A 14,764-nucleotide genomic window follows, 5' to 3' on the forward strand; every position below is an offset into this window, starting at 1 on the left:
GCTTCGCTCTTGGTTGAAACGGTCCAAGCCGAGTGCGATACGCGCAACTCCCGTCCTGGCAGGGCCGGACCCCGGGTCGAGGGGAGCCTTAGCCGCCCCTTGCGGTCCTGATGCCCCGGTGGCTAAACAGTCGCAGGGGTGGCGTCAATGGCCTCCGAAACGACCGGAATATCAATTTATGTCTCATGGCCGGAAGATTGCGGTGATAGGCCTTGGCTATGTCGGCTTGCCGGTCGCGGCTGCGTTCGCGCGGACAGGCTGCCCGGCAATCGGGTTCGATATCGATGCGGCCCGCGTCGCAGAGCTGAAGGACGCCAGGGATCGAACCTGCGAGGTCGATGCGGGCGATCTGCGGCGGCCGGGCCTGCGCTTCACCAGCGAGCCGGCCGATATCGCGACTGCCGATTTCTTCATCGTCACGGTTCCGACCCCGATCGACAGCGCGCGTCGGCCCGATCTGGGCGCCATGCTGGCCGCGACGCGCACCGTTGGCGCCGTTCTGAAGCGCGGCGACATCGTCGTCTATGAGTCGACCGTCTACCCGGGCGCCGTCGAGGAAGACTGCGTCCCGTTGCTGGAGAGCTGCTCGGGCCTGAAGGCGGGGGCCGATTTCAACGTCGGATATTCGCCGGAGCGCATCAATCCCGGTGACAAGACGCATCGCTTCGAGACCATCACCAAGGTCGTCTCGGCACAGAACCCGCAGACGCTCGAGATCGTGGCGGCCGTCTACGGCTCGGTCGTCACGGCCGGCATTCATCGTGCGCCCTCGATCAAGGTCGCCGAGGCGGCGAAGGTGATCGAGAACACCCAGCGCGATCTCAATATCGCCTTCATGAACGAGCTGTCGCTGATCTTCCAGGCGCTCGAGATCGATACCGGCGACGTGCTCGCAGCCGCCGCCACCAAGTGGAACTTCCTGCCCTTCACGCCCGGCCTCGTCGGCGGCCACTGCATCGGCGTCGATCCCTATTACCTCACCTATCGCGCCGAGAAGGCGGGCTACCATCCTGAGGTCATCCTGGCGGGCCGCCGCATCAACGACGAGATGGGCCGGCGCATTGCGCGCGAATGCATTCGCGGGCTGCTGAAGCGGAAAGGGCGCAGCGGCCTCGTCACGATCCTCGGCATGACCTTCAAGGAGAATGTGCCGGACATCCGCAATTCGCGGGTGATCGACATCATCAGCGAACTGCAGTCGTTCGGCGTCGAGGTGCAGGTCGCCGATCCCCTGGCCGATACGGCGGCGGTGCACGAGGAGTATGGCATCGGCCTCACGGCAGTTGACGCGCTGCGTCCAGCCGACGCGGTCGTGCTGGCCGTGTCGCACGATCAGTTCCTGGCCGGAGGCTGGCCTTTGGTGCAGAGCCTCCTCGGCGAGGAGAGCGGCCTCGTGCTCGACGTGAAGATGAAGCTCGACCGCGCGAGCAAACCCGCCGCCATCGAACTGTGGCGACCCTGACGGAGCGACCATGGCAGATCATCCCATTCTTGTGACCGGCGCCGCCGGCTTCATCGGATTTCACCTGACGCAGCGGCTGCTCGCCGAGGGACGGCAGGTGGTCGGCATCGACAACATCAACGCCTATTACGATCCGAAGCTGAAGGAGGCGCGGCTCGACCTTCTGAAGGCGGCGCCCGGCTTCACCTTTCACAAGCTCGACCTCGTCGACCGTGCCGGCATCAAGGCGCTGTTTGCCCAGCATCGCTTTCCCGCCGTGGTGCATCTCGCGGCCCAGGCCGGCGTGCGCTACTCGCTGGAAAATCCGCACGCCTATGTCGATGCCAATCTCGAAGGCTTCATCAACGTCCTCGAGGGTTGCCGCCATCATGGCTGCGAGCATCTGCTGTTCGCATCGTCCTCATCGGTCTATGGCGCCAACACCAAGCTGCCGTTCTCGGTCAAGGACAATGTCGATCATCCGATCAGCCTCTATGCGGCAAGCAAGAAGGCCAACGAGCTGATGGCGCATTCCTACAGCCATCTCTACCGCCTGCCGGCCACCGGGCTGCGCTTCTTCACCGTCTACGGCCCCTGGGGCCGTCCCGACATGGCGATGTTCATCTTTGCCAAGGCCATCCTCGCAGGGCAGCCGGTCAGGCTGTTCAATCAAGGCCGGATGCGGCGTGATTTTACCTATGTCGACGACATCGTGCAGGCCATCGTCCGCCTGATCGGCCGCCCGCCCCAGGGAAACCCGGATTGGGATGGAAACAGGCCCGATCCGTCGAGCAGCCGGGCGCCATGGCGGATTTACAATATCGGCAACAATCATCCCGAACAGCTGATGGACGTGATAACATTACTAGAGAAGGAGTTCGGGCGGCCGGCCATCAGGGAGATGCTGCCGATGCAGCCCGGCGACGTCGAGGCGACCTATGCTGATGTCAGCGACCTCGAACGCGACATCGGCTTCCGGCCGGCGACCTCGATCGCCGACGGCATCGGACGTTTTGCGAAATGGTACCGCGACTATCACCGAATTTAACGGGTTGATTCATGACCGGACGCATCATTCCTCTCATCATGTGCGGCGGCGCTGGGACCCGGCTGTGGCCGGCATCGCGGGAGGTTCGCCCGAAGCAGTTCCTGCCGCTGTTCGGCACCCGTTCCACGTTCCAGGACACGCTGCTGCGCGTATCCGATGCCGACTTGTTCGAACGGCCGATCATCATCACCAACCTGGCCTATCGCTTCATGGTGCTGGAGCAACTGGCCGAGATCGGCATCGAGGCCGACGTCCTGCTGGAGCCGATGCGGCGTGATTCAGGCCCGGCCATCGCAGCCGGAGCCGCCTTCGCCCAGTCGCGCCATCAGGACGCTGTCGTGCTGGCACTCGCGGCCGATCACGTCGTTCGCGACACCGCGGCCTTCCTCGCGGCGTGCCGGCAGGGGCTCGCTGCCGCCGAGGCCGGCCGCATCGTCACCTTCGGCGTCAATCCGGAGCGCGCGGCCACCGAATATGGCTATATCAGCCCGGGTGCATCGGTATCCGGGGAAGTGCGGGCCGTCGCAAAATTCGTCGAGAAGCCGGATCAGCCGACCGCCGAGCGCTACATCCGCGAGGGCTATCTCTGGAACAGCGGCAACTTCATGTTCCGCGCGTCGGTCCTGCTCGATGAATACCGCAAGTTCGACGCGGGCAGCGTGCAGACGGTGATCGACGCTGTCTCCAAGGCCGGCCGCGACCTCGGTTTCATCATCCTGGATTCCGATGCCTTCGCGGCGGCCAAGCCGATCTCGATCGACTATGCCGTGATGGAAAAGACCGAACGTGCCGCCGTGGTGGCGGTGTCGTGCGGCTGGTCTGACGTCGGCTCCTGGCATGCGGTCTGGGAACTGTCCGACAAGGACGGGCAGGGCAATGCCGCGCGCGGCACCGCCGTGTTCGAGGATTCCCGCAACTGCAACGTGGTCACCGACAAGGCGCTGGTCGCGCTCGAAGGCGTCGACGATCTCGTCGTCGTGGCCGCGCAGGACGCCGTGCTGGTGTCGCGCCAGCGCGATGCCAACGGCTTGAAGCGGCTGGTCGCCAAGCTCAAGACCGTGGCGCCCGAAGTGACCGAGACGCACATCAAGGTGCACCGGCCCTGGGGCAGCTATCAGTCGGTCGACAATGGCGAGCGTCATCAGGTCAAGCGCATCATCGTCAAGCCGGGCCAGCGCCTGTCGCTGCAGAAGCACTATCACCGGTCCGAGCACTGGATCGTGGTGCGCGGCGCGGCGCGGGTCACCGTGAACGAGACCGTCAAGACCGTGCATGAGAACGAATCGATCTACATTCCGATGGGCGCGGTGCACCGGCTGGAGAACCCGGGCAAGATCCTGCTGGAGCTGATCGAGGTCCAGACCGGGTCCTATCTCGGCGAGGACGACATCATCCGCATCGAGGACGATTACCGCCGCGAGTAGGGCGGGTCTCGCCTCGAATCACGCGAGCCGTGCTAGACAGCCCCGGACGTCGTCCGCCGGAGAGCTTCGTTGCAAAGCACGATCGGATCGCGCGCGTTCCAGAATGCGCGCCTGCAGAAGAAGAATCGCAAGCAGGCCGATAGCCTGCTGCCGAAGGCCGTCGAGGCCTACCGGGCGGGCCGGCATGCCGATGCCCAGGCCATCTGCGGACAGGCTCTGGCCCTCGTGCCCGATCATTTCGACGCCTTGCACCTTCTCGGCGCGTCCGCGCTCGACAGCGGCCGGCTCGACCTCGCCGAGCAGGCCCTGACCCGCGCGGTCGCCGTGGAGCCGCGCAATGCCGAGGCCTTGGCCAATCTCGGCCTCGTGCTGTTCAGCATGAAGCGCTACGAAGAGGCGCGCGCGGTACAGGAGCGCGCCGTTGCGCTCAAGCCCAATTTCGCCACGGCTCTGACGAGCCTCGGCAACACCCTGATGAACATGCAGCTGTTCGCGCAGGCGATCGAGGTGCATGACCGCGCCATCGCCCTCAAGCCGGACTTTGCCGACGCCTATTGCAATCGCGGCATGGCGCAACTGCTCCTGCTGCGCAACGAAGAGGCCAAACAGAGTTTCGACCGCGCCTTGGCGCTGGCGCCGCGGCACATGCAGGCGACGTTCGGCAAGGGACTGGTCAGCGTCAATCTGCGGCATCTCGAGCAGGCGCTCGCTGCCTTCAACGCGGCGCTCGCCATGAAGCCGGGGACGGCGGCGGTCATCGCGCAGCGTGGCCGTCTCTACGTGCAGATGGGACGGTTCGCCGAGGCCGAGGCCGATTTCGATGCTGCGCTGGCGACCGACCCCGGGCTGGAGGCGGCGCTGCTCGGCAAGGCCCATGTCTGCGTGCTCACCGAGCGGATCGCGCCGGCCATGGTGGCCTGCAAGCGGGTGCTGGAGCAGAATCCGGCGTCGGAGGTGGCGCTGATCTGGCTCGGCACGTGCCTCGCAAAGCAGGGCGATACCGCCGGCGCCATCCAGCACTTCGACCGCGCCCTCGAGATCAAGCCGGATTTCGAGGATGCGATCATGAAGAAGATCTTCGCGCTCGATTTCTATCCCGGCGCCGACGTGGCCGTGCATCAGGCCGTCCGCCGCGAATGGTGGGAGCGGATCGGCGCGCATATCCCGCAGCGCCAGTTTGCCGCCATCGACCGCGATCCGGATCGCCGCATCACGGTCGGTTACGTGTCGTCCGACTTCCGCAGCCATTCGGCCGCGCTGACCTTCCTTCCGGTGCTGCGCCATCACGACCACGCGGCATTCAAGGTCATCTGCTACTCGTGCTCGCCGCTGGTCGATTCCGTGACGGAACAGTGCAAGGTCGCGGCCGACGGCTGGGTCGACGGATCTCAATTGTCCGACGATGAGTTGGCCGATCGCATCCAGGCCGACCAGATCGACATTCTGGTCGATCTCTCCGGCCACTCGGCCGGCAATCGTCTCACCGTGTTTGCCCGCAAGCCGGCGCCGATCCAGGTCACCGCGTGGGGCAACGCGACCGGCACCGGATTGCCCACCATGGACTACTTCTTTGCAGATCCGGTCACGGTGCCATCGGCGGTGCGGCCGCTGTTCGCCGAACAGGTCTACGATCTCCCGGCGCTGATCACGACGGATCCGCTGCCGGGAGCGCAGGCGACGCCGCTGCCGATGCTGCGCAACGGCCACGTCACGTTTGGTGTCTTCAACCGCGTCGACAAGATATCCGACGAGGTGCTGAGGGTCTGGTCGGCGCTGCTCCAAGCGTTGCCGGACGCTCGCATCGTCATCAAGAACGGCGCGCTGGAGGACGCATTCCTGCGCGACACGCTGATCGCCCGCTTCGCCGCGCACGGCGTCAACGAGAGCCGCCTCACCTGTCTCGGCGCCTCGATGCGCCACGAGCACATCGCAGCGTTCGCCAACATCGACATCTCGCTCGATCCGTTCCCGCAGAATGGCGGCGTCAGCACTTGGGAATCGCTGCAGGCCGGCGTTCCAGTGATTGCCAAGCTCGGCAACAGTGCGGCGTCGCGGGCCGGCGGCGCGATCGTCAAGGCGATCGGGCTCGACGACTGGGTGGCCGAGGACGACGAGGGGTACATTGCGATCGCCGTGAAACACGCGGCGCGGCCGGCCGAGCTCGCTCAGCTCCGTGCGGAGCTGCCGATGCGGGTGGCCAACTCGGCCGCCGGCAACGTCGAGACCTACACGCGCAAGGTCGAGGAGGGGTATCGCCAGTTCTGGCGCCGCTATTGCGCTACTGGCGGCTGAGGCCCATCCGTCGCGGCCTGAAGCAAGGTCGCGCGTGAACAAGCCCGATATGTAGATCCACGCGTTATTCGGAGGCCGTCTTTGGCAAGCGATGTCGGTTCCCGCGCGTTTCAGAATGCGAGGCTGCAGAAGAAGCATCGCAAGCAGGCCGATGCGCTGATGCTCGCGGCCGTCGCCGCCTATCGCGGCGGTCGCCGTGCCGAAGCCCAGGCGATCTGCAGCCAGATCCTGGCGCTGCTGCCCGATCATTTCGATGCCCTGCATCTGCTCGGCGTGACGGCGCTGGACGGTGGCCAAATTGATCTCGCTTCGCAGGCGCTCACCAAGGCCGTCGAGATCGAGCCGCGACATGCCGAGGCGCTCTCCAATCTCGGCCTCGCGCTGTTCAACCGCAAGCGCTTCGAGGAGGCGCGCAAGTGCCAGGAGCGGGCGATTGCGCTGAAGCCAGCCCTCGTGGTCGCGCAGACGGGCCTCGGCAATACGCTGATGCGGCTCGGTCTGCCGGACGAAGCGATCGCGGCGCATGATCGCGCGATCGCGCTGAAGCCCGACTATGCCGACGCCTATTGCAACCGCGGCATGGCGCTGCTTCCGCTCGGTCGCAACGCCGAGGCCAATCAGAGCTTCGATCGCGCACTGTCGCTCAATCCGCGCCACATGGAGGCGATGTTCGGCAAGGGGCTGGCGAGCATCAACCTGCGTCATCACACCGAGGCGCTCGCGGCCTTCGATGCCGCGCTTGCCGTCAAGCCCGGTGCGCCGCAGGTGCTGGCGCAGCGCGGCCGGCTGCATCAGATGGCCGGCCGTTTCGACCAGGCGAAGGCGGACTACGAGGCGGCGCTGGCGCATGATCCGATGCTGGAGATGGCGCTGCTCGGCAAGGCCCAGCTCGGCCACTTCAAGGACGTCGCCCAATCCGTCGATGCCTGCCGCAAGGTGCTGGAGCGGAATCCGCGCTCCGAGGAGGCCTGGTTGTGGCTCGGCATCTGCTACGCCAAGCAGGGCGAGGTCGTTGCGGCCGTCGAGCATTTCGATCGCGCTCTTGAAATCAGGCCCGATTTTGCCGAGGCCATGACCGCGAAGATCTTCACGCTCGAGTTCATGCCGGAGGCCGACTTTGCGCTCCAGCAGGCGGCACGGCGCGAATGGTGGCAGCGGATCGGCACCCACGTCCCGCGCCGACCGGCGCCGAAGTGCGATCTCGACCCGGAGCGGCGTCTGACGATCGGCTACGTCTCCTCCGACTTCCGGAATCATTCGGCCGCACTGACATTCCTGCCGGTGCTCAGGCATCGCGACCCGCAGAATTTCGCGATCGTCTGCTATGCCTGCTCGCCGGTGCAGGATGCCGTCACGGCGCAATTCCGTGCCTGCGCCGACCTCTGGGTCGACGCCGCGCAGATGTCGGATGACGAGCTCGCCGACCGCATCGACGCCGATGGCGTCGATATCCTGGTCGATCTCTCCGGCCACTCCGCCGGCAATCGCCTGCCGCTGTTTGCCCGCAAGCCCGCCCCGGTCCAGGTCACGGCCTGGGGCAGCGGCACCGGCACGGGGCTGCCGACGATCGACTACTTCCTGGCCGATCCGGTCACGGTGCCCGAAACGGTGCGTCATCTGTTCGCCGAGCAGGTCCATGACCTGCCGGCGGTGATCACCACTGAAGCGCTGCCGGACATCGCGCCGACACCGCTGCCGATGCTCCACAATGGCTTTGTGAGCTTCGGCGTGTTCAATCGGTTGGACAAGATCTCCGATCCTGCGCTGATCGTCTGGACACGGATCATGCAGCAGCTGCCGGACTCGCGCATCGTGATCAAGAGCAGCTCGCTCGATGATCCCTTGTTGCGCGACCGTCTCCTGGCGCGCTTCGCCGCGCAAGGCGTCGCGCCGGAGCGCGTGGTCTGTCTCGGCTGGTCGACGCGCGAGCTGCAGATCGCGCAGTTTGCCGAGGTCGACATCTCGCTCGATCCGTTTCCGCAGAATGGCGGCGTCAGCACCTGGGAGTCGCTGCAGGCCGGCGTGCCGGTCATCGCCAGGCTCGGACGCAGCGCGGCGTCGCGCGCCGCCGCGGCGATCGTCACGGCGGTCGGGCTCGGGGAGCTCGTCGCCGAAGACGACGACGGGTATGTCGCGCTCGCCGCGAAGTGGGCCTCGAAGCCGGCTGAGCTGGCGAAGCTGCGGACCGCGCTGCCGGCGATGGTCGCGGGCTCGGCCGCGGGCAATGTCGAGACCTACACGCGCAAGGTCGAGGAGGGCTACCGCCTGTTCTGGCGTCGCCATTGCGCCAGCGCCGGCTAGTCTTTGTGTCGCGGCATCCGGTGATGCCGCATGTGATGTCACTGCGTTCCCGCGATCTGCACGCCGCCCGTGGAGGCAAGTCTCTTGGCAAGCAATGTCGGCTCTCGCGCCTTCCAGAATGCGAGACTGCAGAAGAAGCATCGCAAGCAGGCTGACGAGCTCATGCCGCGCGCCGTGGCGGCGTATCGTGCCGGCCGTCACGCCGAGGCGCAGGCGATCTGCGGACAGATCCTGGCGCTGCTGCCCGATCATTTCGATGCGTTGCACCTGCTCGGCGTTACGGCGCTCGACGGCGGCCAGCCCGATCTGGCCGAGCAGGCCCTGACCAAGGCGGTCGAGATCGAGCCGCGGCATGCCGAGGCGCTCTCCAATCTCGGCCTCGCGCTGTTCAACCGCAAACGTTTCGAGGAGGCGCGCAAATGCCAGGAGCGGGCGATCGCGCTGAAGCCGAACCTGCTCGTGGCGCTCACGGGTCTCGGCAACACGCTGATGCGCCTGGGGCGGCCGGAGGAGGCGATCGCCGCGCATGATCGGGCGATCGCGCTCAAGCCGGACTATGCCGACGCCTATTGCAATCGCGGCATGGCGCAGCTTCCGCTCGGTCGCAACACGGAGGCCAACCAGAGCTTCGATCGCGCGTTGTCGCTCAACCCGCGCCACATCGAGGCGATGTTCGGCAAGGGGCTCGCCAGCATCGCCCTGCGCCATTCCGATGAGGCGCTGGCGGCCTTCGACGCTGCCCTCTCCATCAAGCTGAACGCCGCGCAAGTGCTGGCACAGCGCGGCCGGCTGCATCAGCAGGCCGGACGTTTCGACAAGGCGATGCCCGATTTCGAGGCCGCGCTGGCGCTCGATCCGCGACAGGAGGTGGCGCTGCTCGGCTTCGCGCAGCTCAGTGTGATCAGGGACAACATCGCGCCGGCTATGGACGCTTGCCGCAAGGTGCTGGAGATCAATCCCGCGTCCGAGGTCGCCTGGACCTGGCTCGGCGAATGCTTCTGCAAGCAGGGCGATCTCACGACGGCCCTGCAGCACTTCGAGCGCGCGCTCGCGCTCAAGCCCGACTATGGCGATGCGATCACCGCCAGGATCTTCCTGCTCGACTTCATGCCAGACACCGATTTCGCCCAGCATCAGGCGGCGAGACGCGAATGGTGGACCAGGATCGGCAGCCAGGTCGCGCGCCGTCCGCCGCCGGTGCGGGATCGTGATCCGGAGCGGCGCCTGACGATCGGCTATGTCTCGTCCGACTTCCGCAGCCATTCGGCGGCGCTGGTGTTCCTGCCGGTGCTGCGTCATCACGACCACGCCGCGTTCGAGGTGATCTGCTACTCCTGCTCGCCGCTGCGCGATACGATGACGGACCAGTGCCGCGCGGCCGCCGACCTCTGGGTCGACGCCTGGCAGATGTCCGATGAGGAGCTGAGCGATCGCATCGAGGCCGATCAGGTCGATATCCTCGTCGATCTCTCCGGCCATTCCGCCGGCAACCGGCTGCCGGTGTTCGCGCGCAAGCCGGCGCCGGTCCAGGTCACGGCCTGGGGCAGCGGCACCGGCACCGGCCTGCCGACCATCGACTACTTCTTCGCCGATCCGGTGACCGTGCCCGAAGCGGTGCGTCCTCTGTTCGCCGAGCAGGTCTACGACCTGCCGGCGGTGATCACCACCGACCCGCTGCAGGGATGGCAGCCGACGCCGCTGCCGATGCTGCGCAACGGTTACGTCACATTCGGCGTCTTCAACCGGATCGACAAGATCTCCGAGCCTGCGCTCGCGCTCTGGTCGCGCCTGATGGGCGCGCTGCCGGACGCGCGGATCGTCATCAAGAACGGCGCGCTCGACGAGCCCCTGCTGCGCGACGGCCTCGTCGCGCGGTTCGTGGCGCATGGCATCGCGCAGGAGCGCATCACCTGCCTCGGTCTGTCGACGCGCGATCAGCACATCGCGCAGTTCGCAGGCATCGACATGTCGCTCGATCCGTTTCCGCAGAATGGCGGCGTCAGCACCTGGGAGTCGCTGCAGGCCGGCGTCCCCGTGATCGCGAAGCTCGGCCACGGCGCGGCAGCGCGCGCGGCAGCCGCCATCAACACGGCGGTCGGGCTCGGCGACTTCGTGGCCGAGGACGACGACGGCTACATCGGTCTCGCCCTGAAGCAGGCCGCGCAGCCTGCGGCTCTCGCGAAGCTGCGCGCGGAGCTGCCGGCGATGGTCGCCCGCTCCGCCGCCGGCAATGTCGAGACCTACACGCGCAAGGTGGAGGAGGGCTACCGCCTGTTCTGGCGTCGCACCTGCGCGTCCGCCTGACAGGCGGTCGAAGCTATAGCCGCGCGGCACCGACGATGCGCCCCTCCGGGCTTTCGAGCAGCACGGCCGCATCCTCGCCCTCCGGCATCGGCTCGGTGAGGCGCAGCGCCGTGCCGCTCCAATCGCCGAGCGTGCGCACCGAACGCACCACGTTGAGCTCCTCCAGCGTGCGGCCGCTATTCTCGCCGCGGCGGATCGCCGTCTCGTGCCGGCGATCGAAGCCGACCAGAAGGAGGCGTCCGCGTCCTTCACCGCCGCCGACCTCGACCGTGAGCTTGTCGCCATTGCGTGCGAGCTTGACCGGCGCCGCCGTCGCGCTCGCGCCCCTGGCGCGATCGATCGCGGCTCCCACCTCGGCCCTGTTGGAGCCGACATGGCTGGTTGCGCCGTCGACGACGATCTCCGGCGTGTAGGAGCCGTCGCCGAAGCGGCTGCCGTAGCGGGCCTGGCGATCGGTGGCGGCCGGCAATGAGAACGGGTCCTTCCAGCCCAGCCGGTCCCAATAGGTGACGTGAAAGGCGAGCGGCAGCACGTCGCGGCGCTGCCGCACCAGCTCGTTCAGATAGGCATTTGCAGGCGGGCAGGAGGAGCAGCCCTGCGAGGTGAAGAGCTCGATGACGACAGGCCGATCCACGGCGGCAGCCGACGGCGACCACGGGGTAAGCGAGGCGAGCAGCACGGCGAAGGATGAGGCGTGGCGGAGCGAGGCGAGGCTGAGGGTCATGGGTGTTCTCCCGCGATGTGACGTGATCTCCTTCGCTGGCGGGATCCACCGCGTTACCTCCGGCTGCGGCCAACACGCAGGCGTGAAGGCGCCGCAACCGTTCTGTCCGCGGCCTGTCGTGACGCGTGAACAGGGCACTTGCCACACGTGAAGGGCATCGCGCACGCCGTTCAAAAGACAGCGGTTTTCGTCCGAACCCGATGTAACTTTCTGAATCAAATCGTGTCCTGAAAAAGGTTTCCGCATTCGCCTCGCTTCGACCGGCATGCTAGGAGAGCTTCGACCGGTGATTTGCAGTTCGTTAACCGTCATGGCCAATCCGTGACGTCGCAATCCGGGGACATTGATGGGGTCGATGACATGAGTTCCAAGGGGGCGGGCCACAAGGCCGAGCTGAGGCAGGCGCTGCGAGTCGGCGTCATCGGAGCCGGCGTGATGGGCAGCAACCATGCCCGCGTGCTCGCCGGGCTGCCCGACGTGCACTTGGTCGGCGTGGTCGATCCGCTGCCGGCGCATCGCAGCCGCGTCACCGAGCTTGCGAACTGCCCGACCTTCGAGACGCTCGATGAGCTCGTCGCCGAGGGCGTCGATGCGGTGACCGTCGCGGCTCCGACCCACCTGCATCATGAGCTCGCGCTCGCCTGCATCGCCCGCAAGGTGCATCTGATGGTCGAGAAGCCGATCGCCTCCACGGTGGACGAGGGCAGGGAGATCGTCTCGGCCGCGCATCGCGCCGGCGTCACCCTGATGATCGGCCATGTCGAGCGCTTCAATCCGGCGGTGGCCGCGATCAAGAAGGCGATCGCCGGCGAGGACCTCCTGTCGATCGCGATCACCCGCGTCGGCCCGTTCCCGCCGCGCATGTCCAATGTCGGCGTCGTCATCGATCTCGCCGTGCACGACATCGACCTGATCCGCTGGTTCACCGAGTCCGACATCATCGAGGTGCAGCCGCAATTGTCGAGTGCGGTGGCGGAGCGTGAGGACATCGCACTCCTGCAGTTCCGCACCGCCTCCGGCGTGCTCGCCCACATCAACACCAACTGGCTGACGCCGTTCAAGGCGCGCAACGTCACCGTGGCGACGCGCGGCAAGTACATCATGGGCGATCTGCTGACGCGCCAGGTCACCGAGTGCTTCGGCTTCAAGCCGGATGGTAGCTACTCGATGCGCCATCTCCCGGTCGGCCATGACGAGCCGCTGCGCGCCGAGCTGATCGCCTTCCTGCATGCGGTCCGCTCCGGCACCTCGCCGGCTGTCACCGGCGACGAGGGCGTCGCGAGTCTGGCGATCGCCACGCAGTGCCTGGAGACCTCGAGCCATCGTCCCGCCGAGGCGGCTGCTACCAAGCGCCGCGCCGTGGCCGGCTAGCCGGCCACGGCTCCGCTTCACCCCATCGTCTCGATCCGAACCTTTGTCAGAGCTCATGAACCAGCACCTGCGTCATCAGCCCATTCCGTTCATCGACACCGCCGCGCAGCGCCAGCGGCTCGGCAAGTCGCTCGACGACGCCGTCGCCCGCGTGCTCGCGCATTGCCAGTTTCTCGGCGGCCCCGAAATCATCCAGCTCGAAGCTGAGCTCGCCGCATTCTGCGGCGCCAAATACGCGGTGAGCTGCTCCAGCGGCACCGACGCGCTGCTGATGGTGCTGATGGCCCAGGGCATCGGCCCCGGCGATGCCGTGCTGTGCCCGTCGTTCACCTTCTGCGCGACCGGCGAGGCCGTTGCGCTCACCGGCGCCACCCCGGTGTTCGTCGACGTGCTGGAGGACACCTTCAACATCGATCCGGCCTCGCTCCGGCGCGGCATCGCCACCGCCAAGCGGCTCGGGCTCAAGCCCAAGGCCGTGATCCCGGTCGATCTGTTCGGACAGAGCGCGGACCATGATTCGGTGGCCGCGATCGCTGGGGACGAAGGCCTGTTCGTGCTCGACGACGCCGCGCAGGGTTTCGGCGCCAGCTACAAGGGCCGCCGCATCGGCACCTTCGGGCTGGCGACCGCCACCAGCTTCTATCCGGCCAAGCCGCTCGGCTGCTTCGGCGACGGCGGCGCCATCCTCACCGACGATGCCGGCCTCTTGGAGCGCCTGCGCAGCGTGCGCGCCCATGGCGGCGGCAGCGACAAATACGACAACGTCCGCCTCGGCCTCACCGCGCGGCTCGACACCATCCAGGCCGCGGTGCTGATCGAGAAGCTCAGGATCTTCGAGGACGAGATCGTCGCGCGCAACGTGGTGGCCGAGCGCTACACGGCCGCGCTGGCCGATGTGGTGAAGGTGCCGCGCCTCGCCGACGGCTGCACCTCGGTCTGGGCGCAATACACCATCCGCCTGCCCAAGGGCGTCGATCGCGACACCTTCGCCGCGGCGCTGAAGGCGCAGGGCATTCCGACCGCGATCTACTATCCGAAGTCGATGCACCAGCAGACCGCCTACCGCATCTTTCCGAGCGCCGATGGCGGCCTGCCGGTCAGCGAGCAGCTCTCCGCCGACGTCATCAGCCTGCCGATGCACGCCTATCTCGACGAGCCGACCCAGGCCCGCATCATCGACGTCGTCCGCGGCGCCCTGCGGGGCTGAGGCATAAGGCATCGTTGACGTCACGCCGCTTGCAGCGGCGCGGCTCACAGCCCCGGCGGGCGATCTGCCCCGCCGACAGTCCCAACCAACACTGTCGTCCCGGCGAACGCCGGGACCCATACCGCGTGATCTCCGAAACGGGCAGGCGGCCCGTTCCGCGCACCCCACCAGCTGCACAGCGTATGGATCCCGGATCTGCGCCCGCCGCCGCTTCGCGTCGGCCGGCTTGTCCGGGATGACAGCGGTGAGATTAACGGCCGGCTCTCTGTAGGGTGGGCAAAGGCGCGCCCATCTGATTGCTTGTTTCGCCGAGCCATCGCGCGCCGTGCCCACCATTCCCACCACCGATGCAGATGCGCGGTGGGCACGCGACCGCCCTGCGGGCGGCTGCTTTGCCCACCCTACGGCCGCGTTGCTCGCATTCCGATTTACATCTCAAACAGCGATCGACATAGCGGTGCAGTCTCGCGGCACGCGATGCCCGAGGCTTGAGATCAGTTCGTCCCTCTCCTTCGAAGAGGGCACGGGGAATGCCGGGCGCTGGCCGCACCCATGGCCCGCCTGCGGAAAAAAAAGCAGGCGGCAGGTACCACAGATCCTATGGGGCGGCGGGTGGTCAAGAAGGGTTAGGATTGGATTTCCGAACCATCCG

Annotated in this window: 9 protein-coding genes; 8 read left to right on the forward strand and 1 reads right to left on the reverse strand. The window is 66.8% G+C overall.

The genetic code is table 11. The annotated features are described in order from the left end of the window. The first annotated feature begins 178 nt into the window (after nucleotides 1-178). The 6 genes from QX135_RS25770 (at nucleotide 179) to QX135_RS25795 (ending at nucleotide 10,810) form a co-directional block, all read left to right on the forward strand. Nucleotides 179-1,462, forward strand: coding sequence for a nucleotide sugar dehydrogenase (locus QX135_RS25770; protein WP_316234363.1), 1,284 nt, complete (start codon nucleotides 179-181; stop codon nucleotides 1,460-1,462). A gap of 10 nt (nucleotides 1,463-1,472) precedes the next feature. Next, on the forward strand, nucleotides 1,473-2,489 hold the full coding sequence (locus QX135_RS25775) for an NAD-dependent epimerase (protein ID WP_316234364.1): 1,017 nt from the start codon (nucleotides 1,473-1,475) through the stop codon (nucleotides 2,487-2,489). An 11-nt stretch (nucleotides 2,490-2,500) separates the two neighbouring features. After that, nucleotides 2,501-3,913, forward strand: a complete 1,413-nt coding sequence (locus QX135_RS25780; protein WP_315758396.1) for a mannose-1-phosphate guanylyltransferase/mannose-6-phosphate isomerase — start codon at nucleotides 2,501-2,503, stop codon at nucleotides 3,911-3,913. A 69-nt stretch (nucleotides 3,914-3,982) separates the two neighbouring features. Next, nucleotides 3,983-6,205 carry a tetratricopeptide repeat protein gene (locus tag QX135_RS25785; RefSeq protein ID WP_316234365.1) on the forward strand — a complete coding sequence of 741 codons (2,223 nt, stop codon included), beginning with the start codon at nucleotides 3,983-3,985 and terminating at the stop codon, nucleotides 6,203-6,205. Nucleotides 6,206-6,286: 81 nt separating this feature from the next. Then, the gene (locus QX135_RS25790) at nucleotides 6,287-8,506 is read left to right on the forward strand and encodes a tetratricopeptide repeat protein (protein ID WP_316234366.1); all 2,220 of its coding nucleotides are present in this window, start codon (nucleotides 6,287-6,289) and stop codon (nucleotides 8,504-8,506) included. A gap of 84 nt (nucleotides 8,507-8,590) precedes the next feature. Continuing rightward, nucleotides 8,591-10,810 carry a tetratricopeptide repeat protein gene (locus QX135_RS25795; protein ID WP_316234367.1) on the forward strand — a complete coding sequence of 740 codons (2,220 nt, stop codon included), beginning with the start codon at nucleotides 8,591-8,593 and terminating at the stop codon, nucleotides 10,808-10,810. A gap of 13 nt (nucleotides 10,811-10,823) precedes the next feature. On the opposite strand, the gene QX135_RS25800 is transcribed toward QX135_RS25795, so the two are convergent. Further along, the gene (locus QX135_RS25800; protein WP_316180389.1) at nucleotides 10,824-11,534 is read right to left on the reverse strand and encodes a DUF1223 domain-containing protein; all 711 of its coding nucleotides are present in this window, start codon (nucleotides 11,532-11,534) and stop codon (nucleotides 10,824-10,826) included. 360 nt (nucleotides 11,535-11,894) lie between these two features. On the opposite strand from QX135_RS25800, the gene QX135_RS25805 reads away from it, so the two are divergent. Together QX135_RS25805 and QX135_RS25810 are read left to right on the forward strand one after the other, a co-directional pair. Beyond that, nucleotides 11,895-12,905 (forward strand): Gfo/Idh/MocA family oxidoreductase, encoded by a 1,011-nt coding sequence (locus QX135_RS25805; RefSeq protein ID WP_316161945.1) that lies wholly within the window; start codon nucleotides 11,895-11,897, stop codon nucleotides 12,903-12,905. A 55-nt stretch (nucleotides 12,906-12,960) separates the two neighbouring features. Further along, nucleotides 12,961-14,112: a DegT/DnrJ/EryC1/StrS family aminotransferase gene (locus QX135_RS25810; protein WP_316180391.1), complete on the forward strand. Its 1,152-nt coding sequence runs from the start codon at nucleotides 12,961-12,963 to the stop codon at nucleotides 14,110-14,112. Nucleotides 14,113-14,764: the final 652 nt, after the last annotated feature.

It is taken from the genome of Bradyrhizobium sp. SZCCHNR1098 (assembly GCF_032489375.1).
Classification (GTDB): Bacteria; Pseudomonadota; Alphaproteobacteria; order Rhizobiales; family Xanthobacteraceae; genus Bradyrhizobium.

Bases quoted from the DNA above. Each gene is read 5' to 3' on its own strand.
- QX135_RS25800 (WP_316180389.1), bottom strand. From the start codon at position 11,534: ATGACCCTCAGCCTCGCCTCGCTCCGCCACGCCTCATCCTTCGCCGTG.
- QX135_RS25770 (WP_316234363.1), top strand. From the start codon at position 179: ATGTCTCATGGCCGGAAGATTGCGGTGATAGGCCTTGGCTATGTCGGC.
- QX135_RS25810 (WP_316180391.1), top strand. From the start codon at position 12,961: ATGAACCAGCACCTGCGTCATCAGCCCATTCCGTTCATCGACACCGCC.
- QX135_RS25805 (WP_316161945.1), top strand. From the start codon at position 11,895: ATGAGTTCCAAGGGGGCGGGCCACAAGGCCGAGCTGAGGCAGGCGCTG.
- QX135_RS25775 (WP_316234364.1), top strand. From the start codon at position 1,473: ATGGCAGATCATCCCATTCTTGTGACCGGCGCCGCCGGCTTCATCGGA.
- QX135_RS25780 (WP_315758396.1), top strand. From the start codon at position 2,501: ATGACCGGACGCATCATTCCTCTCATCATGTGCGGCGGCGCTGGGACC.